The sequence below is a fragment of the Pseudomonas citrullilanati genome, assembly GCF_030580855.1.
GTDB classification, from domain to species: domain Bacteria; phylum Pseudomonadota; class Gammaproteobacteria; order Pseudomonadales; family Pseudomonadaceae; genus Aquipseudomonas; species Aquipseudomonas citrulli.
On the sequence record NZ_JAUQOP010000024.1, the window covers coordinates 33,712 to 56,309 of the forward strand.

Annotated in this window: 13 protein-coding genes; 9 read left to right on the forward strand and 4 right to left on the reverse strand. The window is 64.5% G+C overall.

Annotation, left to right across the window (positions count from 1 at the left end; genetic code table 11):
- The first annotated feature begins 204 nt into the window (after positions 1-204).
- From Q6A48_RS16525 to Q6A48_RS16535, 3 genes are all read left to right on the forward strand, one after another.
- Positions 205-1,236 carry a histone deacetylase family protein gene (locus tag Q6A48_RS16525; RefSeq protein ID WP_304555191.1) on the forward strand — a complete coding sequence of 344 codons (1,032 nt, stop codon included), beginning with the start codon at positions 205-207 and terminating at the stop codon, positions 1,234-1,236.
- A gap of 11 nt (positions 1,237-1,247) precedes the next feature.
- Positions 1,248-2,345, forward strand: a complete 1,098-nt coding sequence (locus Q6A48_RS16530) for a polyamine ABC transporter substrate-binding protein (RefSeq protein WP_304555192.1) — start codon at positions 1,248-1,250, stop codon at positions 2,343-2,345.
- 120 nt (positions 2,346-2,465) lie between these two features.
- Positions 2,466-7,088, forward strand: a complete 4,623-nt coding sequence (locus Q6A48_RS16535; protein WP_304555193.1) for a dermonecrotic toxin domain-containing protein — start codon at positions 2,466-2,468, stop codon at positions 7,086-7,088.
- Positions 7,089-7,121: 33 nt separating this feature from the next.
- Here Q6A48_RS16535 and pdxR read toward each other — a convergent pair whose 3' ends face one another.
- Entirely contained in the window at positions 7,122-8,669 is a 1,548-nt protein-coding gene (gene pdxR, locus Q6A48_RS16540) for a MocR-like pyridoxine biosynthesis transcription factor PdxR (RefSeq protein WP_304555194.1), read from the reverse strand.
- 100 nt (positions 8,670-8,769) lie between these two features.
- Here pdxR and Q6A48_RS16545 point away from each other — a divergent pair, with 100 nt between their 5' ends.
- Genes Q6A48_RS16545 through Q6A48_RS16555 form a run of 3 tightly spaced genes read left to right on the forward strand, consistent with a single transcriptional unit; the run spans position 8,770 to position 10,551 of the window.
- A complete protein-coding gene (locus Q6A48_RS16545) occupies positions 8,770-9,411 on the forward strand; it encodes an FMN-binding negative transcriptional regulator (protein ID WP_304555195.1) in 642 nt (213 codons plus the stop codon).
- A gap of 2 nt (positions 9,412-9,413) precedes the next feature.
- Entirely contained in the window at positions 9,414-9,860 is a 447-nt protein-coding gene (locus tag Q6A48_RS16550; protein ID WP_304555196.1) for a GNAT family N-acetyltransferase, read from the forward strand.
- A gap of 10 nt (positions 9,861-9,870) precedes the next feature.
- A complete protein-coding gene (locus tag Q6A48_RS16555) occupies positions 9,871-10,551 on the forward strand; it encodes a GNAT family N-acetyltransferase (RefSeq protein WP_304555197.1) in 681 nt (226 codons plus the stop codon).
- Positions 10,552-10,599: 48 nt separating this feature from the next.
- Here Q6A48_RS16555 and Q6A48_RS16560 read toward each other — a convergent pair whose 3' ends face one another.
- Together Q6A48_RS16560 and Q6A48_RS16565 are read right to left on the reverse strand one after the other, a co-directional pair.
- Complete coding sequence (locus Q6A48_RS16560; protein ID WP_304555198.1) at positions 10,600-15,528, reverse strand: OTU domain-containing protein; 4,929 nt, start codon at positions 15,526-15,528, stop codon at positions 10,600-10,602.
- A 130-nt stretch (positions 15,529-15,658) separates the two neighbouring features.
- Positions 15,659-16,555, reverse strand: coding sequence for a homocysteine S-methyltransferase family protein (locus Q6A48_RS16565; RefSeq protein WP_304555199.1), 897 nt, complete (start codon positions 16,553-16,555; stop codon positions 15,659-15,661).
- A gap of 114 nt (positions 16,556-16,669) precedes the next feature.
- Between Q6A48_RS16565 and Q6A48_RS16570 the strand changes: the two genes are divergently transcribed.
- From Q6A48_RS16570 to Q6A48_RS16580, 3 genes are all read left to right on the forward strand, one after another.
- Positions 16,670-17,491 carry an ABC transporter substrate-binding protein gene (locus Q6A48_RS16570; RefSeq protein WP_304555200.1) on the forward strand — a complete coding sequence of 274 codons (822 nt, stop codon included), beginning with the start codon at positions 16,670-16,672 and terminating at the stop codon, positions 17,489-17,491.
- Complete coding sequence (locus tag Q6A48_RS16575) at positions 17,488-18,321, forward strand: amino acid ABC transporter permease (protein ID WP_304555201.1); 834 nt, start codon at positions 17,488-17,490, stop codon at positions 18,319-18,321. The genes Q6A48_RS16570 and Q6A48_RS16575 overlap by 4 nt, the downstream gene beginning before the upstream one ends.
- 209 nt (positions 18,322-18,530) lie before the next feature.
- Positions 18,531-20,705 carry an autotransporter domain-containing protein gene (locus Q6A48_RS16580; protein ID WP_304555202.1) on the forward strand — a complete coding sequence of 725 codons (2,175 nt, stop codon included), beginning with the start codon at positions 18,531-18,533 and terminating at the stop codon, positions 20,703-20,705.
- Positions 20,706-20,777: 72 nt separating this feature from the next.
- Here the strand turns inward: Q6A48_RS16580 and oadA are convergent, their stop codons facing one another.
- Positions 20,778-22,586, reverse strand: a complete 1,809-nt coding sequence (oadA, locus tag Q6A48_RS16585) for a sodium-extruding oxaloacetate decarboxylase subunit alpha (protein ID WP_304555203.1) — start codon at positions 22,584-22,586, stop codon at positions 20,778-20,780.
- Positions 22,587-22,598 lie beyond the last annotated feature (12 nt).

A 22,598-nucleotide genomic window follows, 5' to 3' on the forward strand; every position in this document is an offset into this window, starting at 1 on the left:
TGATAAAGGATTCGGTGAGGCATCAACCAGATTCCGGGCGTAGGCCTCACGAACCTTGTGATGCACACCTGCACCCACAAAGAGGCCATTTACGGTCAAACCTTTTGGCCATTTCGATCCCCTTTTGGCCGCTCCTGCCGTTCTCTCCAACAGCGCATCCCGCAAGACTGTGAGCTACCGGAACAGCCTTGCGGAGAACAATAAATGCTGACGATCTATTCCGACGATCACCACTTGCACCATGGCCGCTGCGAGTTGATGGATGGGCAGTTGATGCCGTGTTTCGAGATGCCGTCGCGGGCCGATCATGTGCTGGAGCGGGTCAAGGCGCAGGCGTTGGGGCCGGTGGAGGCGCCGCGGGATTTTGGCCTGGGGCCGATCCAGCGCATCCACAGCGCGGCGTACCTGGAATTCTTCAAGGGCGCCTGGGACCGCTGGGCCAAATACCAGCGCGACGGTGACCTGTTGCCCTTCACCTGGCCGGCGCGGACGTTGCGCACGGTCATCCCCACCAGCCTGCACGGCCAGTTGGGCTATTACAGCTTCGATGGCGGTGCGCCGATTACCGCCGGCACTTGGCAAGCGGCCTACAGCGCCGCGCAGGTGGCCCTCACCGCCCAGGCCGAGGTCCAGGGCGGCGCCCGCAGTGCCTTCGCGTTGTGCCGCCCGCCGGGGCATCACGCCGCAGGTGACCTGATGGGCGGCTATTGCTACCTGAACAACGCGGCCATCGCCGCCCAGGCCTTTCTCGACCAGGGGCACGAGAAGGTCGCGATCCTCGATGTGGACTACCACCACGGCAACGGTACGCAATCGATCTTCTACGAACGCAACGACGTGTTGTTCGCCTCGATCCACGGTCATCCGGAGGCGGAGTTTCCGTTCTTCCTGGGGTATGCCGATGAGCGCGGCGAAGGCGCCGGGGAAGGTTTCAACTTCAACTATCCTTTGCCGGCCGGCTCGGGCTGGGACACCTGGAGCGCGGCGCTGGAGCAGGCCTGCGGACAGATCCGCGGCTACGACGCCGATGTCATCGTCGTGTCGCTGGGGGTGGACACGTTCAAGGACGACCCGATCTCGCAATTCAAGCTCGACAGCCCGGATTACCTGGCGATGGGCAAACGCATCGCCGCACTCGGCAAGCCGACCCTGTTCGTGATGGAAGGCGGCTATGCGGTGGCAGAAATCGGCATCAATGCCGTGAACGTCCTTGAAGGTTTCCAAAGCGCCCCATGAGGAAGACAAGCATGAACAGACTCAAGCGTTTGATGGTGCCGGCCCTGTGCGCCGCGCTGCTGGGTACGGCCCACGCCGAAGAACGAACCCTGCGTGTCTATAACTGGTTCGACTACATCACGCCCAAGGCGCTGGAAGATTTCAAGGCGCAGAACAGCCAGGTCAAGTTGGTGTATGACATCTTCGACACCAACGAAGCCCTGGAGGCGAAGCTGCTGACCGGCAATTCCGGCTACGACGTGGTGGTGCCGTCCAATGTGTTCCTGGCCAAGCAGATCGAGGCCGGGGTCTTCCAGCCCCTGGACCGCAGCAAGTTGCCGAACTGGAACCACCTCGATCCCAAGCTGATGAAACTGATCGAGGCGAATGACCCGGGCAACAAATTCGCCGTGCCCTACATGTACGGCACCATCCTGATCGGCTTCAACCCGGACAAGGTCAAGGCCGCCCTGGGCGACCACGCGCCGGTGGACAGTTGGGACCTGATCTTCAAGGAAGAAAACCTCGGCAAGCTCAAGCAATGCGGCGTGGCGCTGCTGGATTCGCCGTCGGAGATCCTGCCGCTGGCCTTGCAGCACCTGGGCCTGGACCCCAACAGCAAAAAACCGGCGGACTACGCCAAGGCCGAAGCGCTGCTGATGAAGATCCGGCCGTACATCACCTACTTCCACTCGTCCAAGTACATGGCGGACATCGCCAACGGCGACATCTGCGTCGCGGTGGGCTATTCGGGCAGCTTCTCCCAGGCGGCCAACCGCGCCAAGGAGGCCAAGAACGGCGTGGTCGTGGACATGCGCCTGCCCAAGGAAGGCGCGCCGATCTGGTTCGACATGCTCGCCATTCCCAAGGGCGCCGCCAACCCGAACGACGCCTACGTCTTCATCAACTATCTGCTGCAACCGCAGGTGATCGCGCCGATCAGCGATTTCGTCGGCTACCCGAACCCGAACAAGGACGCCACCGACAAGGTCGACCCGGCGATCCGCAACAACCCCAACCTGTACCCGACCGAAGCGGCCATGGCCTCGCTCTACACCTTGCAGCCGTTGCCAAGGGATGCCGAGCGCGCGCGGACCCGGGCGTGGACGCGGATCAAGTCCGGCCAGTAACCGGCGTCGGGATCGCCTATACATAGTTACCACCCCCCTGCCAGGCAAGTGCCTAGCATGGAAACCCCCGAGGCATTGCGCTCCGGGGGTTTCCATGCTCCGCCAGACAGGGAATGTCCGATGACAACAACCGCCAGCACACCCCACGCAACACTCAATGCCAACCCCAGGGAAGCCGTGATCAACCAGTTGTTCGCCGGCCCCACCTACCCGGAAGTGGCCACCATCCTGTTGCGCGACGGCCTCAGGAAGCTGTACCCGACACTGAACCTCGACCCGCTCACTACGGTGGTCGGCCAACCGACCTGGAACATCGTCGATGGCGAAGTCGTCCAGGGCCAGACGCGCTACGAAACCCTCAGCGACATGCTCGCCAGGCGCGTGGACGATAGCGAGCCCACGCTGCTGATCCAAGGGGAGCACTTCTTGACCCAGTTGCCGCTCACGGTGCCGGAGGTGCATCTGCCCGTGCGCATCGACCAGATTGGAAACCTGATCAACGAGCTGGTGCCGGCCATGGCCACGGCTTGCCAGGAACAGCAACTGGCGTACTGGAACGCGTCGGTCGGCGATTCCGGGCCACGCTGGCATGAGCTCTCCAATACCTTGCGCCGGGCCTGGGACGTCCACCGCGTGCGGGGCTGGAGCGCTGCGGAATGCGCCATGGCCAGGCACCTGTTCCAGTACCCCGACCGCCAGGGCCGCCGGGACAACAGCCTCTACGACTGCCACGCCTACTTGATCGACATGGAGGGCATAGAGGACAACCAGGTACGGCGCCTGACTGAAAACTCGATCATGGTGCTGATTGGCAAGATCGACAAGCGCGAAGTCATCCTCAAGTACTCGCTGCTCAATGGCTACGAGAAATACAGCTCACAGCACGCACTGGGGCAATCCCTTCCGGCCCACCTGTACGCCAACCAGTACGGGAAGGTCCGCTGGCAGCTCTATGAGCCCGACGGCAATATCTTCGATCACAAGGCCTGCGGGATGATTTCCGAGCAGCTCAAGCTCATCAGCACCTCCAGCTTGCAAACGGTGACGCCCTACGAGCGTTGGCAGCCTCCAGCGGCCAGCCAGGAAGTGGACAACGATCCGGTGGAGGCCTGGTTCAAGCGGGAGATCCCCCGTTGGTTGCAGTCGGCCTCGACATCGGACCAGATCCTGTTCGCCCAACACATGAGGGACCTGTCGATACTCGGCAGCCTCCACGCGGGCAAAACCTACCTGGACGGCATCGCGCCGATCAGGGACTTCACCCTGGCGGCCCTGAAGCAGCGCATGCAGGCCGATCATGCCGACGCCTCGACGCTCGACCTGGAGAAGATCCAGATCGAGATACGCAGCCCCGTGATATGGGGCAGTTTTGTCGTGCCCGGCAAGGTCGACACCACCCGGTTCAGCCTCGTCGACCTGGCCTTGCAGAACCTGATCGCCCTGCCCCTCGGCAACAAGACCGTGCAAAGCCTGGACGACAACACGCCGTTGCCCGCGTGGATGACCGTCGATTACCTGGAGAACCTCATCACGCAGGTCGACATCGGTCGCGTCTACCCGGAGCTGGTCAAGCACACACTGCTCGACGACCCCGCCGAATCGACCCGGCGCGAACGACTGTTCAGCGCGCAGTTGCGCCTCCAGCTGCCGATGCTCGCGCTGGAAAGCAAGATCCGTGGCTTGGGCAACCTGGACGAAAGAGGCTACCGCTACGTCGCGGCGTTGATGGCCCCCGACGAAGCCGATCGCCAGGTGGACGGCAAGACCATCGTCATACGCCGGCTGGCCTTCGTCGCCGAACTGCAACTGGGCAACACCGAGGATGTGGTCACCAACATGTTCATCATCGGCCCCCAGGACTCGGACGCCGGTCCCTGCCTGCTGTACCGGCCGATGCTGGAGCCGCAATTGAGCCAGTACCCCTCGTTCAGCAACCTGCTGTATGCGATCAGGCAAACCCCGGCCTTGCGCCAATCGGTCCTGGCCTGGCTGCCCGATGGGGTGCGGGAGGATTACGGCCGCTACGTGTTCCCGGACCTGTTGCCCTCGCCCTGGACCATCCTGGCATTCGTGGCCGCGCCGGTAACCTCCCTGGCCAACAGCGGCCCCATCAGCTTGAGCGAAAAGACCCTGGGCGCCGATTTCCTGCCGATTCTGTACAAGGCCAACGCCGACGCATTGGTCACGCTGGCCGACCGGCAATCGGTCTCCAACCGCGAGAACCGATGGGAGTCCTTCAAACGGGCCGGCTGGCTGCTACTGAACGTGGCCTTGCCTTACCTGGGCACCACCGCAGGCACCGTGGCCTGGCTCTGGCAGACCCTGGACGATATCGACAAGCTGACGCGCGACGCCGAGGGGGCCGACGCCCCAGCCAAGTGGGAAGTGTTCGTGGACCTGCTGTTGAACATCTCCCTGGTGATCGTGGCCCATACCGTCAGCCGCAGCCGGGAGACCAAGCGTGGCCAGCCGGCGAACGCACCACGACCGGTGAGCGAACTGGAAAACCTGCTCAAGCCACGGCCTGAACTGGTGATGGAGCAGCAGCCGCCCCGCCTCTCCAAGGCTTTGCTGACCGAGCATTACGAGCGCATTCATTCCAGCGGCGCCCTGATGAGCCGCTCCCGGGAAAGCGCCACGCTGCTCGACGCCTTCAGCATCGCAGCCCCCCGAGCCCCCGGGCACCCCCAGGCCTTTGGCCCGCTCAAGGGCCTCTATGGGCAACAGGGGGACTGGAAAGCCTACCTCTCGGGCAGGTGGTTCAAGGTGGGCGTGCAGCACGGGCAGGTCTCGATCATCGACAGCAAGGATCCCGCCGGCATCGGCCCATTGTTGATGCGCGACGCCCAGGGCCAATGGCATATCGACACGCACTTGCGCATCCGCGGCATCGGTTCCCAGGGGGTGCGGGAAAAGGTCATTGCCAATGCCCAGCATCGCCGGGTCGAGCTGTTGGCTGAACTGAACCGCTTCGAAGCCAAGAAACCCCAGGCGCAGAAACTGCTGACCATGGAAGCGCAGGCCCTCAAGGAGGCCTCGGGCAGCGCCAGGGAGCTCAAGCGCGATGAATACGTCGGGGCGCTGAAAACCCAGCGCGAGCGTTACGAGGAGGCCCTGAAGACGCTATTGGAGTGGCCCGTCTTCCAGTCCAGGCCGGATTACCCCCGGACCCGCCTCGGCTACCTGAATGCCCAGGTCAATTTCACCTTCGCCGAAATAGACGCCCTCGGCGAACGGTTCGACCCGACCATGGACAAGGCCAAGGGCATGATCACGTCCGGGGTCAAGGTCCTGGAGCAACAGCACATCGACACGGCCCAGGCGATGGTCAACGTCGGCGACGACATGATCGAACGCCTCGACTACATGGAGACGCGTTTCACCGAGCTCAAGCAGATGGGCCGCGAAGGTTTCGAGTTCGTCCGCCAGCACCGCCGCAAGCTGCCGATGCATACCGGTGACGACCTGCGCCTGATCAAGCTGGATATGTTCCGCCACCTCTGCCTGTCCCTTGAAAGCGTCGAGTCGGTGCCCGAAGCCTGGGAAGAACTCAATCATCTGGTCGACAACGCCACCGTGGCGTTCCAGAGCCTGCGCGATGCAGCCGACGAACGAAGCCGAATCCGCCTGGACGAGCAGATCGACGCTTTCGGCAGCCTGGCCGAACAGTTCATGGCCATCGACGAACACCTGCAATACCTGGGCGGGGAATACAGGACGAGCATCCGCTCGGCGCAGCTCAATCGCCTGCGCAGCGGCATCGACACCCTGGTCAAAAGCACCCTGCAGCGCCTGGGGTCGGCCCTGGAGGAACGCAACGATCGACGTAACGCCCACAGCCCCTACGAGCAACGCCCCAGGCCGCGGAAAAAGTTCATCAGGGCCCGGTTCTGGGGACTGGTCAGCGGCGAGCCGCGCTTGTCCAGGTCGCTGGAGGAAACCGATTGGGTCGACGTCAAGAACCCGTTTTCCGGGGAGATCATCGTCACGTTCCACCGCAAGGAAACCGGCGAATGGATACCCCACATGAAACCCGGCGGCGAGCCCGCCGTGGTGCCCGCGCTGGCCACCAGCATGGCGAAGGGCACGGACCTGATCAACGGCCTGCCCGCGTTCAAGACGCAGGTCGAGCACACGGTCAAACAGTCGCACCGGACCGCCGCCGGGATCGGCATGATCCTCAACGCCCATGCCCGCCGGATGGAAAAAGTCAGCGCTGCCATCAACAAAGCGCTCGATCAAGCCCAGGGTGTCGTCTCGAACGAAACCACCGAACTGCCCGAAGCCCAGCGTCGCTCCGCCGAGCGCCTGCGCAGCCAACTGGAAAAGGAGTCGAGCGCGCTCTACGACCTGGGTTTCGAAACGGTGCTGCACGTCATCAAGCAGCGGCCGCCGACCATGAGCGGCGTCCTCTGGCTGCGCAGCCGCAACCAGATTTCCATCACCAAGCAGCGAAGCCGCCAACGCATCAAGCAAGCCCCTTTCGGTTACCTGGACCGCTACGAGATCAAGGAGCAGAAAACCGGCAAGACGCTCTGGTACGCGGATTTTCGCTATTCGACCAATTGGGTGCCGGCCCACGCGTTCATTTCCGCCCGCCTGAAAACCCTTGAGCAGATCGAGGAAGGGTACCTCGAAGCGCCTATCGAGCGGCTTGGCCAGCGCCAGCTGATCGACCTTTACCGCAGCGAAATCGCCATCGACCAGGCCAAGGAGGTGTTCTTCCAGAAGAAATCCCACTGAGGTCGCCAGGGGCATTCCTGCGGCGCCGTACCGTCAGGTTTTCCAGGCCTTGACCAGGTTCGCCAGCGCGGCATCGATCGCCGCTGGCGGGACCGCGGCGAACCCCAGCACCAGCCCGGCCCGCACCTGGGCCGGCTCGGTCGTGGGCAACCAGTAGCCACTCAACCCGTTGACTTCCACACCGACAGCCAACGCTTGGTCGATCAGCTCGCGCTCGCGCTCGACGGCGTCCACGGGCACCGTCACGTGCAGGCCCGCCACCACCGTGGGCATCGAGCCGACCCCTTCGATTGCCTTCGGCCAGCGTGCCAGCAATGCGTCACGCCGGGCCAGGGCGGCCCGGCGCATGCGCCGGATGTGCCGCTGGAAATGCCCGGCGGCCATGAACTCGGCCATCACCGCCTGGGTGCTGACCTCGGAATGGCGCACGTCCACGGCCCGCCGTCGGGCGAAGGCATCGACCAGGCCGGCCGGCAGCACCAGGTAACCCAGGCGCAGGGCCGGGAACGCCACCTTGCCGAAGGTCCCCACATACAGCACCCGCCCCTGGCGATCGAGCGCCGCCAAGGGCGCCAGGGGTGCGCCGCTGTAGCGGTATTCGCCGTCATAGTCATCCTCGACGATCCAGCCGTCGTTGCGCTCGGCCCAGGCCAGCAACTCCAGGCGCCGCGCCAGGCTCATGACCACGCCCGTGGGGTATTGATGGGAGGGCGTGACATAGGCCAGGCGGCAACCGTCGAGCGTACCGAGCACCGCGCAATCGAGGCCATCGCTGTCCACCGGCACGCCCCTGACCTGGGCGCCGGCAACGGCAAACGCATGCCCGGCGGCGCGATAGCCGGGATTCTCCACCGCGACGATGTCACCAGGATCGATCAACAGCTGTGCACAAAGGCTGATGCCCTGTTGTGCACCGCTGGTGATCACAATTTGTTCAGCCGTGCAGTGCAAGCCACGGGAACTGCGCAGGTACGCGGCGATCAAGCCGCGCAGGCGTCCATCGCCCTGGGCGTCGCCATAACACAGCTGCTGCAGATCCGGTTTGCGCCAGAAAGCCGCGTTCAGCTTGGCCCAGACCTCGAAAGGGAACAGATCGAATGCCGGAACCCCCACCCGAAACGCCCTCGGCGGACCGCTGGGAGGCTGGGACAAATGGTGCCTTTGCAGCCGTTCCAACGCCGTGCTGTGGATAACTTTACTGGATGAAACCCCAGGTAAATCCCCTGATTTTGTGGATAAGGCTGTGGGTAAGCCTGTTGAAAAGCCTGTGGACACTTTTGTGGATATGTTTTTCAGCGGCAGCGTCGCACCCGACAGTTTCGCCACGTAGGTACCATCCCCCACGCGTCCTTCGATGAAGCCTTCGGCGTACAACTGATCGTAGGCCCGCACCACGCTGTTGCGGGAAATCGACAACGCCGAGGCCAGGTCGCGGCTGGCCGGCAGGCGCGTGCCACTGGCCAGGCGCCCGTCCAGCACCCGCGTGCGCAAGGCCTGGTAGAGCTGGCGGCTGAGGCCCTGGCCGCGATCGAGTTCGATCCCGGCAGGATTGAAAGACAGCGGCGGCAGGGAATCCGGCATGGCAGCACTCATCAATGGACCTATCGAATTGGTCGCAAGTGGCTCTTACCACAGACCAATGGCCTGCCTAGGATGCTCGCATTCGCCAAGGAAAAACACCATGTACAACCCCCAGGCCTTTGCCGTCGACGACTTGCCCCAACTCCACCGGATGATCGGCGATTGCCGCCTGGCGGTGTTGGTCACCCAGGGTGAGCAGGGCTTGCAAGCCAGCCATCTGCCGCTGCTGCTGGATACCCACCAGGGGCCTCATGGCACGCTGTACGGGCATATGGCCCGGGCCAATCGGCAATGGCACGACTTGCAGGCCGGCGCCGAGGCGCTGGTGATCTTCGCCGGGGCCGATGCCTATGTCAGCCCGGCGTTCTACCCCGGCAAGGCCGAACACGGCAAGGTCGTGCCGACCTGGAACTACCTGGCCGTGCATGCCTATGGCCGTGCCGAGGTGTTCGACGATGCCCAGCGCCTGCGCGACCTGGTGGGCGCTCTCACCGACCGCCACGAAGCCGGCCGTGCCCAGCCATGGAAGATCGAGGATGCCCCGGCGCAGTACCTCGACAGCATGCTCAAGGCCATCGTCGGCTTCGCCCTGCCCATCCAGCGCCTGGAGGGCAAACGCAAGCTCAGCCAGAACCGCAGCCCGGCGGATGCCACCGGGGTGCGCGACGGCCTCGCCCACAGTCTCGACCCGCAGGATCAGGCGCTCGCGCGGCTGATGCCTGAACGATCACCCAAGGAGTGAACATGAGCCAGATCGAAATCCGCCTCGTCACCGCAGACGATCATGCCGCCTGGCTGCCGTTGTGGCAGGCCTACCTGCGGTTCTACAACACCGAGTTGCCGGACACGGTGAGCCAAAGCACCTGGCAACGCTTGCTCGACGAGCGCGAGCCGACCCACGGCGCCCTCGCCTGGAACGGCGACACTGCGGTGGGCCTGGTGCACTTTATCTATCACCGGTCGAACTGGAGCATCGAGAACTCCTGCTACCTTCAGGACCTGCTGGTGACGGAGTCCTGCCGGGGCAGCGGCGTCGGCCGCCAGCTCATCGAGTTCGTCTACCGCACGGCCAAGGCCGATGGCTGCGCCAAGGTCCACTGGTTGACCCACGAAACCAACGCCACGGCGATCCAGCTCTATGAGCGCATCGCCGAACGCCCGGGTTTCATTCAATTTCGCAAAGCCCTGTAAGGAGCGCAGCATGTCGACTTCACTCGCCGATTGGAAAGGTGTCCCGGCGCCGTACACACGCTTGCTCGAAGGGCGTTTCGTCCGCCTGGAAAAACTCGACCCGGCGCGCCATGGCGACGATCTCTGGCAAGCGCTCGAAGGTCCCGGGGCCGACCCGAAGCTGTGGGACTACCTGCCCTATGGTCCGTTCAAGGAGCGCAGCGCGTTCGATGCGTGGCTCCAGAATCACGCCGCCAACATCGACCCGTATTTCTTCAGCGTGGTCGACCGCGCCAGCGGCCAGGTGCAAGGCCTGCTCAGCCTGATGTCCATCGTCCCGGCCCAGGGCCGTATCGAGATCGGCCACGTGACCTTCGGCGCGCCGATGCAGCGCTCGCCGAAAAGCACCGAAGCGGTCTACCTGTTGGCCAAGGAATCCTTCGCCCTGGGCTATCGCCGGCTCGAATGGAAGTGCAACAACGCCAACGCCCGCTCCCGATACGCCGCCGAGCGGCTGGGCTTCACTTTTGAAGGGGTGTTCCGCCAGCACATGGTGGTCAAGGGGCAGAACCGCGACACCGCGTGGTACTCGATGCTGGATTCGGAATGGCCGGCCATTGGCGCGGGGTTCGAGCGCTGGTTGAGCGCGGAAAACCAGCTGGAAGGCGGGCAGCGCCGTGGCCTGGCGGCGTGTCGCGCCAGCCAGGCATGAGCCCTGCGCCATCGCGAGCCGGCCGCGATGACGCAGGATTGCCCGCGGTCACTCGCTGCGTGGCGCCCGGCGCGTTGCCAGGAACGGGCGAAGCGACTCGGCGGTGACGTGCGCCCGGGCGTACGACCAGGCCCACTGCGGTACGAGGCCGTGGCGGTTCAGGTAAAGCGCCAGGTTCAAGCGGGTATGTTCGGCGTGGCCCAGCGGGAAGTCGAAACCGTGCAAGAACCCCATCGCCTGCCGATGGTCGACCGCGTAGACGGCCTGGATCAACTGGTACACCCGGGCCTCCTCGGCGGCCAGGCTGTCGATCAGGGCGCTGGTGAAGGCGGCCCGTGAACGCAGCGAACCTGGTCGCCCGAGGGTCTGGCGGATCGTTTCATCGCTGAAGTGCGGCGAGACCAGGTCTTCCCAGATGTACCGGGCCTCCTCCGGTGACAGGCCCGGGATGCCCTGGACGGTCCCGGCGAGATTGGGCATGCCGAACAGGGTGGTCATCCGGGTATTGGACGGCGGCTGCCCGGCCACCCTGAACAACTCCGCGACCGTGGCCAGGTCACTGCGGCCGGTATACCGCGTGCCCTGGAGAAAATCCCAGAACCTTATCAACGCGCCCTGGTTATTCATCAGGCTGCGCAGGTTGCGATCGTTGAACGGCTGCATCCAGTCGATATCGATGCTGCCCCGGCTCGCCACCTCCTGGTAGCGGCTGCCGGCGTACTCGGCAATGACCTGCAGCCGGGCATCGGACAGTGCCGGATTGCGTATCCACGCCGCCAGCACATGGACCGGAAACAGGCCGCCCAGGTTGGAGGCAATCACGGGCGATTGCAGCAGGATCTCGGCGCGTCTCGCCAACACGGGAAACCGCTGCAGGGACACCGTGAGCAAATCGGTGATGTCCTCGACCCTGTCGTAGTACATGAACTGCTCCATCAGCTCTTCGTCATCCAGGCGCCCACCGGTTTCAAGCTCGTAGCGTTCGCCGACTTTCTTCAGGTCATCGCGGTCCACCAGGTAGGCACCGTTGAGTTGTTGTTCCAGTTGCTCGTCACTGAGCTGGCCATGCACGGCCTGGTCGTAGCGGACATAAGCCAGGTCGTTGCGCGGATGATGGTCCGTCAGGTTCCGCGCGCGGATGCCGTATTCCAGCAGGATGTGCATCACATCCTGGGAGAGCACGAGGTATTCATTGTTGAGCAACTCCAAGAGCTCCGCTTCCGGGACAGGCCCGAGCAGGGTGTCCTCGAAAAAATGGCGCAAGGAATCATCGTGCTGCGTGTAGTACGCAAAGCTGCTCAATTGCAGGCGAGCGGGAGCCCGGGGTGATACCAGGCGCCCGATGTATTGCAGCATTTCGGCGGGCAGGACGGTATGTCGGCCGCGGTCCAGGACCTGGCGAGCCGAGTTTCGCGCTTGCAGGTCGAGGTAGTTGAGGATCGGCTGGAACAAACGATGCGGATTGGGGGCCCCATGGATGATCTGGGTCAGGTCGAACAGTGCCGCCTCGTTCAGCAGCTCTTCCAGCGTCTGGGCGTGATCGGAGAGCGCCTGTTGCAGGGCGGAAGGCTGTGCCACCAGATAATTGCTCACTTCTGGATGCAGGTCGATGTAGTCGGCCACTTCATTGCGCAGCCCCTGCATCGTGAACGTCGGCTGGGCCTGCCCCTCGTTCAGCCCCCGGGCGATGGCATTGAAGAAACAATCGCCGTCGGCGGCGAACGTGACCTCCTGGTCGTCACCCAGCACCAGCGCGTAATGACTCTCGCCGGTTCGCCTCAGGACGATATCGGTGCTGGCCCGGCGCGGATGATGGCTGGCCGGGTAGCCACTTTCGGTTTGCCCGGGGGTAAAGCGCACCGACCAATCCTGGCGCGTGGGCCTTTGGTCCATGATCAACAAGCTGCGGTTGCGGGGCCAGATCGCCAGCCGGGTCATCATGGCCGGGACCAGGTCCATGATGTCCAGGTCCCATGTGTGGGGCGTGCGCACCAGTTCGGAAACGGAGCGCGACGGCTGAGGTTGCGGTGGTCTCGAAGGTCCGGGTTCGGGTGACGGTGACGGCCGCTTGCCGCCGCCCCGGCCGAAGCCGACCGCGCGCCATTCGCCATTGGCCATGCGCGCCACGGTGCTTCTCATCACACCGCTGGAGCGGATGCTCAAGCCTGTGACCGGGTCGACCAGGGTCGCTTCGGTGGCTTTCAAGGGCGTATGGTCGTGTACCCGGAACACCGTGCCATTGGGTTGGCGCACGTACACGGGACGCGTCACGCGCCCGGTGGCGCCGTCGGTGATGCTGGGGCGGTAGAAGCCCTGGGGGTTGGGGGTCAACCCACGTAGGGGCGTGCTATCGGTCACGGCAAAGCGGCGGTACAGCGCCTCTTCCAACGGCAAGCCAGGCACCGCGTGCGCCTGGGCTTGGCGCGTGGGCAGCGCCAGGAACGTGGCGTTTCCCCGCACCGGGACGTTCACGCCGCCGGGCAACCCCCTGCCCGCATAATTGGCGACCTTGTGGACGAAGGCCAGCGTCGGCAGGTTCATGGGCACCGAGCCGGTGCGCAGCACCAGCAAACCGGTCCTGACCAGACGGCCCAGCAGCTGGAAACCCGGCACCAGGAGCAGGCCGGCGATGTCCATGACGATTTCAACGGCGGTCACCACCCACTTCGCCAGGGTCTGGCCACTCTCCCGGGTGCTGTTGGAGCGGTGGTCGGCATAAGCGCTGTGGAACTCGACATAGGCTCGATGAAGGTCGTCGAGAAAGTCGCCCTTGAGCAATGCGCCGCGAACCAGCGGGCGCCCGCCCCGCAGACCCAGGGCGCGCTTGATCTGTTCGGCATCCAGGGTGGACAAGCGCGAACGCAGGTAGGCCCGCCAAGGTTCGTGCTGCAAGAGCCCGCCAATGCCGACCTGCAGATCCGCGAACTCATGGAAATCATCGCCCTCGGGGCTGTCGGGAAAATACACCCCGACGGTGCCGGTGATCTCGGGCCCTTCCTGGTCGGTGAATACCAATACGCCGTCGACACTCACCGCATTGCCCATCGAACCCTGCCCGCCGGCGCTCACGGTGCCGCCCAGCAGGAGGCCGTGCACGCAGACTTTGCGCCGGTCGACCAAGGCACGCCGTGCGGCGTCCGGCGATTGCAGTACAGCGTTTAGCCAGGCCAGCACCCGCTTTTGCGCCTTCGGTGGGGTGAACGCCGGGTCGATCACGGTGGCCTTGAACACCGCCTCGTTCTTGAGCGAGGCCTCATGGCCCTTGAACGTCAAATGAGCCAGGTACGCTGTGCGCCACGCCGCCTTGAACCCCGGTTCGTTGAGCTTCTGCCGAAGCATGGTTTCGTACCGGCCACCGGCATCGATCCGGATCGCCATCCGGGCCAGCTGGGCCCCCGTCAAGGTGATGAAAAAACCGCTCGCCGGGTGTCTGACACGCTCGCCCTGCGGGTCGAGCACTTGGACGGGCGACACTTCGCGCATGGCGTTGGGGTATTGCACCGGACGCAAATGGTCGAGCATCAACTGGGTCAGGCTGGTGCGCCGCGATTGCGGGGGCCGGGCACGCTCGCCCTGGAACAGCGTGACCTGGGTTTTATCCGGATCAGGGTCTATCGCCGGGTGGAAAGTCCGCTGCAGATCGAGCCTGATCTGCTGGCGAGTGAACTGGCTCAACGTCGCAATGCCGTCCCCCAACACATAGGCCGCCTGCGCCGCTTGCTCTTCCAGACGCCGATAAAGGGCCTGCTGCGCACGCGTCGCCGCCCTGTAGAAAGCAGGACGATGCTGTTCGACCAAGGTGTGCTGACGGACCGCCAGCGGCCCGGCCAGGGACAACATCGGCAGCGCGAGCGCGTCCTCGGTGTGTCGAGCGAAGGTCTGCAAGGCCAGCGTCGGGTTTTCGGGGGCGTCGAGGACGGCGTCCAGGGCCGTGCCCTGCCCCTGCAACAGGTCCTGCGCCGCCACCTCGAAGACTGGCCCGGCCAGCTCCGTGGAAATATCCACGATCGTGCGCGCCTGCCCTTGATGCACGGGGCGTACCTGGGCGATCAGGTCCTGGACTGAACGAAATCGCTGCAGGCCGTGTTCCAGGGAATACAGGAACAGCGACAACCGGTCGGTGTACTTGATCACCATCGCCGCCGGCCACTTCTGCGGCGTCGCAGTGCCTTCGAGCATGACCGCATAGACATGGGGAATGGGCGCCCGCAACAAGCGACTGCGTTGCGCCATGGACGGGTGGGTGGTGATGATGTCCAGCAGGCGGTCTTCGTCGCTCTGCTGGATGCGCTCGCTGGGGATCAGCCCATCGGCACCGGGGCGGTCGACCTTGTACAGGTTGAACAGGTACAGGAATCGCCGGGCCAGCAGCACGGCCAACGCCGTGGTCGTGGTCGATGGCGCTGCGGTCTCCAACGAATCGAGTTGATACGCGGCGGTGCGAAACAGCGCCAGGTCCTCGCGGAATTGGCGCTTGATCCGGTCATTGGTCGTCGGGTTGGCGATGTAGAGCGCCGACTCCAGGGCCGCCGCAACCTTGGCGTCCACCGGCGCGACGAACAGGCTGTCGGGTTCTTGCACCGAGTCTGGGCGGGTAAAAAAACCGACCTGGCCCGGGGTGAAGATCGCCGGTGTGTCGGCCAGCAAGCAGTCCCGCATGACCTCGGTAAAACGCTGGGAGGCGGTCAACCGGCGCCGGCCGTTTGCGTCGGTCGCGAAGTGATTCACATAGCAGTCGGCCGGATCGATGGCCTCGAGCACGGAGGGGCGAAACGCACGCTCGGGAATCCTGGCCTTGAGCGCCGCCACCAATAACCGCTTGATCACGGTATCGAACGTCGGCAGGCCGGCGAACAGACGGGCCAGTTGCGCCTGGTTGCCGTCCAGCAGCCCCAGCAACCTGGCCTGTTCTTTTCCCTGGGGGCTGAGCGGCGCTGGGTGGTCAGCGCCCGGTTGATCGTTGGTCAAAATAGACATTGAAGGGTCCGGTCATTGAAGAAAACCGGACCCTATCCCGCCGCTGGGTCACCCTTGCCATACATATGTATGGCCGCGCTGGCGGCACGGGCGAAAACCGTAAGCCCAGGTGTCCTGCAGCGCCGCGGCCTCAGCCCAGCGCCCGCGCCAACACCGCGATATGCTCGGGACCGATCCCGCAGCAGCCGCCCAAGTGACTGGCCCCGCGGGCTTGCCAATCCGTTGCCCAGGTCAGGTAACCCGGCGGGTCGAGGTCTTCGCGCAGCGGGTCCAGGCCGTCGTTGGCCGTCGCTTCCTTCGGTTGCGGCGGGAAGGCGTTGGCGTAGGCGCCGATGTGGATGGCCGCGCCCAGGCGCTCGAACGTCTGCCGCGCCGCGTCGATGGCCGCGCCGATCACTTCCGGCTGGCTGCAGTTGAACAGCAGCACCTGGACGCCCAGCTCGGCGGCCACTGCGGCGGCCTCCGCCACCGGTTCGCCGGAGCGCAGGCGCGGCACGTCGTCGGTGTCTTCGTCCTTTAGGGTGAACGACAGCCAGAACGGCTTGCCGTCCTTCGGCAACCCGGCGTGAATCGCCCGGGCTTCGACGGTCGAGCTCTGGGTTTCCGCCAGCCAGAGGTCGACATGGGGCGCCAGGCCCGACACCAGCGGCGCCAGCAACTCGCTGGCGCGGGATGCGTCGAACAGGTCGGGACGGTAGGAACCGAACAACGGTGGCAGCGAGCCGGCCACCCGGACGGGCTTGCCCGACGCCTGCACGGCGCGGCGCGCCAGTTCACCGGCCAACGCCGCCAGCGCCTGGCCGTGGGCGGCGAAACGCGCTTCGCCAATGTGGAACGGCACTACCGCATAACTGTTGCTGGTGATCACCTGGGCACCGCTGGCGATATAGGCCGCGTGCACCGCCTCCACCGCCTCGGGCGCTTCGCTCAAGGCCAGGGCCGACCATTCCGGCTGGCGGAACGGCGCGCCCCGGCGTTGCAGTTCGCGGCCCATGCCGCCATCGAGAATGACTGTTGCTGCGCCCATATGCGATTCACTCATAAGCTTATGAAAAATACTCACTACCGGAGCGGTTCTTATAACTATTTAATACGCAGCCATCGAGTGCCTACAACTTATTTTTCTACCCAGGGGCTTCCCATGAAACGACAACCATTGCTGGCCCTGGGCCTGGTCCTGCTGGCCGCCTCGACGCAGGCGCTCGCCGGTGCCACGCTGGATCGCGTCGAGCAGAAGAAGGAACTGGTCGGCGTCCTGATGGAAAGCTACCCGCCCTTCTCGTTCCTCAACGAACAGAACCAGCTCGACGGTTTCGACGTCGATGTCGCCAAGGCCGTGGCGGAGAAACTGGGCGTGAAGCTGCGCCTGGAAACCCCATCCTGGGACGTGATCGCCGCCGGCCACTGGAGCGGGCGCTACGACATCTGCATCTGCTCCATGACCCCGAGCAAGGCTCGCGCCGAAGTGTTCGACTTCCCGGTGCAGTATTACGCCTCGCCCGCCGTCATCGTCGTCAACGCCAAGGACGACCGGATCCACGGCGCCCAGGACCTGAGCGGCAAGAAAGTCGGCCTCACCAGCGCCTCCAGCTACGAAAGCTACCTGAACAAGAACCTGGTGATCGAAGGCGCCGAAGACACCCACCTGAACTACCCCTTCGAGAACGTGCAGGTGGCCCCCTACGACACCGACAACGTGGCGTTCCAGGACCTTGGCCTGGGCGCCGGGGTGCGGCTCGATGCGGTGCTGACCAACCTGGTGACCGCGCAGCCGCGCCTGACCGAAGACAAGCGCTTCAAACTGGCGGGCGAGCCGCTGTATTCCGAGCCGAATTCGGTGGCCATCGAAAAGGGCGACGCCCAATGGGACAGCAAGGTCCGTGAGGCCTTCGCGCAGTTGAAACAGGACGGCACCTTGAGCAAACTCTCGCAGAAATGGATCGGCGCCGACATCACCCAATGACTTCTTTTCCACCCCCTCAGCCACCGCCTTCGGTGGCTGAATCACGCCTGCAAAAAATCTTCGGCTTTCGCACCCGGCTGTACCTGACCTGGGCCACCCTGCTGGCGCTGTTCGCGAGTTTCTTCCTGAGCTTCGACCTGAAATTCTCGATCATCCTGGACAAGCTGCCGAACCTGCTCGGCGTGCACCTGGCCCCCAACGGTTTCCTGCAAGGCGCCGCGCTGACCCTGTTCCTGTGCCTGTGCTCGATCGTCGCCTCGTCCCTGCTGGGCTTCATTACCGCCTTGGCGCGGCTGTCCAACAGTGCGGTGGCGTTCGGCATCGCCAGCTTCTACGCGTCATTCTTTCGCGGCACACCGCTGCTGATCCAGATCCTGCTGATCTACCTGGGCCTGCCGCAACTGGGCGTGGTCCCGGGAGCGATCGCCGCCGGGGTCATCGCCCTGTCGCTGAACTACGGCGCCTACCTGAGCGAAATCTTCCGCGCCGGCATCGTTGGCGTCCCCCACGGCCAGCGCGAAGCGTCCCTGGCGCTGGGCTTGAGCGAAACCGTGATCTTCTGGCGCGTCACCCTGCCCCAGGCCATGCGCACCATCATCCCGCCCACCACCAACCAGTTCATCTCGATGCTCAAAGATTCGTCCCTGATCTCGGTGATGGGGGTCTGGGAAGTGATGTTCCTGGCGCAGTCCTACGGACGCTCCAGCTACCGCTACATCGAAATGCTCACCACGGCGGCGATCCTCTACTGGCTGATGTCCATTGCCCTGGAACTGATCCAGGCGCGGATGGAGCGGCATTATGGGAAGGCGTACCTCAAGCGCAGCTGAGGTCGCCCAGCCGGTCAAACCGACAGGTCCTAGAAGGCTGTAGGGCAAAACATCGGGCCTTGAAAGCCGATGCCATGAACCGTCGAGCGCTCCCTTGCTGGCCTACGAATTTGATCTGCCGCGTCTTGCTCGCGGCAAGGACATGGCCGGCATCCCGAGGCGGGTGGAATTTTTAAAGTGCGGACTCCGTTCACGAGAGGCCGCACCCGATGCCAACCCGACACGTATACCCGCCCCAACACCTCGCCCTGGCCGTTGCCCTGGTGCTTGGTTGTGCCGATGTATCCATGGCGCAGCCCGTGGCCGATATCGCCAGCCCCGCCCAGACGACAGCCGAACTGCAGGGCCGCCTCAAGGCATTCGCCGACGCGCCGGACACCCACCCAGCCAAGAACCCCAAGCCGCACAAGGACGCAGAGCAACTGGCGGACACCAACGACCTGGCCACCCTCGGCGGACGCGCAAAGTTCGTCGGCGCCTTGGACGGTGGTGGCGGCATCAACGTCCTGCAATTGGACGCGGCCAAGGGCGGCACCCTGGAAGAGGCCCGCCACTTCGTGGCCCTGCACACCACGAAGGGCGAGTGGGAACACGCCGGGCGCTTCGCCGGTTGGGCCGTGATCGAACCGAAGACCACGCTGGTGAATACCGGCCACATCGACGGGCAGGTCGGCGTGCTCGGTACGTTCGATAACAAAGGCGTCGTGGCCAACCACGTGAACCTGGAAAAAGCAGCGCGCATGACCAACACCGGCACGGTCACCGGCCGGGTCGACGTGGCAGAAAAGGCCTGGTTCAGCGGCAACGGTACCGTGGAGTTGCTCAACGTCGCCGGCGAGCTGGAGATCGGCCCGAAGATCGGTGCCCCTTCAGTGACCCGGGACCTGGCCCTGTCGGAAACGGCCAACCTGATCTATCGCATCGACGCCGACGGCCGGTTCGCCACCCTCGACGTGGGCGGTACCGCACGCCTGGACAAGGCCACACTGACCGTCACCGGTGTAGCCGGGGAAGACATCGAGGCCGGCGAGCACACCGTTATCCGGGCGAGCGCCATCGAGGGTGAATTCGGCCAGGTCGTCAGTGAACTGGCCTTTGTCGACGCCAACGCGCATTACCCGGACAAGCAGGAGGTGCGCCTGACCTACACCCGCAATAAGGTCCCGATCGAGGCAATCGCCACCTCCGAACACGGCCAGGCGATTGCGGCGAGCATCGACGCGCCACAGCCGGTGCCCGTCGAAACGCCTGCCGTTGCACAGGCACCGGCCGTCGAACCGACCCTCGACGGGGCCGCCCACACACCCAGCGCAGCGCCCAATGTCCCCGACGCCGCGCCCGTACCCGCTCGCCCCCTGCAAGCCGCCGACCCAGTACCCAGGCCCAACGCCGCCATCAGCGCCCTGCTCGGCACCAACCGGATCACCGCCGCCGATGCCCTCGACCAATTGAGCGGCTATCACACGTCAGACCTGGGCAATGCCACCTTGAGCAGCATCGCCCCGATCAGCACCAGCATGCTGTCGGCCATGGGCCAGGACACCCCAGGGCACGGCTATGGCGATGGCCAAGTGTGGGTCCGGGCCATCGGCCACCGCGGCACGGTCGGCAAACAATTGGGTGGCGACGCCCTGAAGCATTCGACAGAAGGCCTGGTGCTGGGCACCGACTGGGCTGTCAGCCCGACATGGCGCCTGGGCATCATCGGCGGCAAGAGCCAGACGCGGCTGGACGGCTACCGCTTCGACGGTGGGCTCGACAGTTGGCAGCTCGGCGCCTACGCCCTGCGCCAGGGCGGCCCGCTGGCACTGCGCGTGGGCGCAACCTTCGGCGACCACGTCGGCAGCACCAAGCGCCACGTGGCCTTCAACGGTTTCAGCGACCGCCTCAAGGGGCGCTACGACGCCCGCACGCAACAGGTCTTTACCCAACTGGGCTACGAGCTGGGCAGTGGCCCGGTCGAGGCAGAACCTTACATTCACCTGGGCTACCAGCGCTACCAGCGCGACGGCTTCACGGAGAAAGGTGGCGACGCGGCGTTGCAATTCAACCGCCAGGCCCAGGACGCCTACCACAGCAACCTGGGCCTGCGCCTGGCCCGCACCTTCGCGCTCGACCATGGCAAGGGGCTGACGCCACGATTGAATATCGGCTGGAGGCATCGGTACGGCGAAGTGAAGGGTGTCTCCGAGCAGCGCCTGGCAAAGGGAGGAGCCACCTACACCGTCGAAGGCATCGAACTGGACCGCGACAGCCTGCTCCTCGAAGCCGGGTTGGACCTGGCGCTGTCGCCGCGCCATACCCTGGGCCTGGGCTACAGCGGTGAAACCGGCCAGGACAACCGCCATGGCGCGCTGACGGGCCAATGGCGAATGATGTTCTGAGCCGGTTTCGCAGGCAAAAAAAAGGGGAGCCCATGCCCCCCCGAGGTAAAACGCTGGATCGAGGCTGTTAACTCAGCCTTCGATCTCGATCAGGATCTCGCCCGGGTTGACCCGGTCGCCCTTGGCCACATGAATGGCGGTGACCTTGCCGGCGATGGCCGCCTGCACTTCGGTTTCCATCTTCATGGCTTCGGTGATCAACACCGCTTGGCCGGCCTTGACCACGTCGCCTTCCTTGACCAGCACATCGACGATGTTGCCCGGCATGGTAGTGCTGACGTGGCCAGGGGCAGTGGCCTGCTTGCGCTTGCTGCTGCCACCGCCGACGAACTCGTTGAGCGGTTCGAACACGACCTCTTCGGGCATGCCATCGATGGACAGGTAGAAGTGGCGCTTGCCTTCGGCCTTCACGCCCACGCCGGTGATGTCGACGCGGTAGGTTTCGCCGTGGACATCGATGACGAATTCGGTCGGCACGCCTTCGCCGCTGGCCGAGCCCACGCTGCCCGCTTCAGGGATGGGCAGCAGGACTTCTGGCGTGAGGTTGCCGGCTTCGCGCTCTTCGAGGAACTTGCGGCCGATGTCCGGGAACATGGCGTAGGTCAACACGTCCTCTTCGGACTTGGCCAGGGCGCCGATCTCGCCGCGCAGCTTGGTCATCTCCGGCTTGAGCAGGTCGGCCGGCCGCACATCGATCACCTCTTCGCTGCCGATGGCCTGGCGCCGCAGCTTCTCGTTCACCGCACCCGGGGCCTTGCCGTAGCCACCCTGCAAGTAAAGCTTCACTTCGTTGGTGATGGTCTTGTAGCGCTCGCCGGCCAGCACGTTGAAGAATGCCTGGGTGCCGACGATCTGCGAGGTCGGGGTCACCAGCGGCGGGAAACCGAGGTCTTCACGCACCCGCGGGATCTCCGCCAGCACTTCGTTCATGCGGTTCAGCGCGCCCTGCTCTTTCAACTGGTTGGCCAGGTTGGAAATCATCCCGCCCGGCACCTGGTTGACCTGGACACGGGTGTCCACCGCGGTGAACTCGCTTTCGAACTGGTGGTACTTCTTGCGCACGGCGTAGAAGTACAGGCCGATCTCCTGCAACAGCTCCAGGTCCAGGCCGGTGTCGAACTCGCTGCCTTTAAGGGCCGCGACCATCGACTCGGTGCCCGGGTGACTGGTGCCCCAGGCGAAGCTGGAGATGGCCGTGTCGATATGGTCGGCACCGTTTTCCACCGCCTTGAGCTGGCACATCGCGGCCAGGCCGGCAGTGTCGTGGGAGTGGATGAACACCGGCAACGACTGCTCGTTCTTCAGCGCCTTGACCAGCTCGCCGGTGGCGAACGGGGTCAGCAGGCCGGCCATGTCCTTGATCGCCACCGAATCGCAACCCATGGCTTCCATTTGCTTGGCCTGGGCCACGAAGGCGTCGATGGTGTGCACCGGGCTGGTGGTGTAGGCAATGGTGCCCTGGGCATGCTTGCCGGCGGCTTTCACGGCCTCGATGGCAACGCGCAGGTTACGTACGTCGTTCATCGCGTCGAAGATGCGGAACACGTCGATGCCGTTGACGGCGGCCTTGGCGACGAAAGCCTTGACCACGTCATCGCTGTAGTGGCGGTAGCCCAGCAGGTTCTGGCCACGCAGGAGCATTTGCAGGCGGGTGTTGGGCAGGGCCGCGCGCAGCTGGCGCAGGCGCTCCCACGGGTCTTCCTTCAGGAAGCGCACGCAGGCGTCGAACGTCGCGCCGCCCCAGACTTCCAGCGACCAATAGCCGACTTTGTCGAGCTTGTCGCAGATCGGCAGCATGTCTTCGGTGCGCATGCGAGTGGCGAGCAGCGATTGGTGGGCGTCGCGCAGGATTGTGTCGGTAACAAAGATCTTCTTGGACATGGTGATGATTCC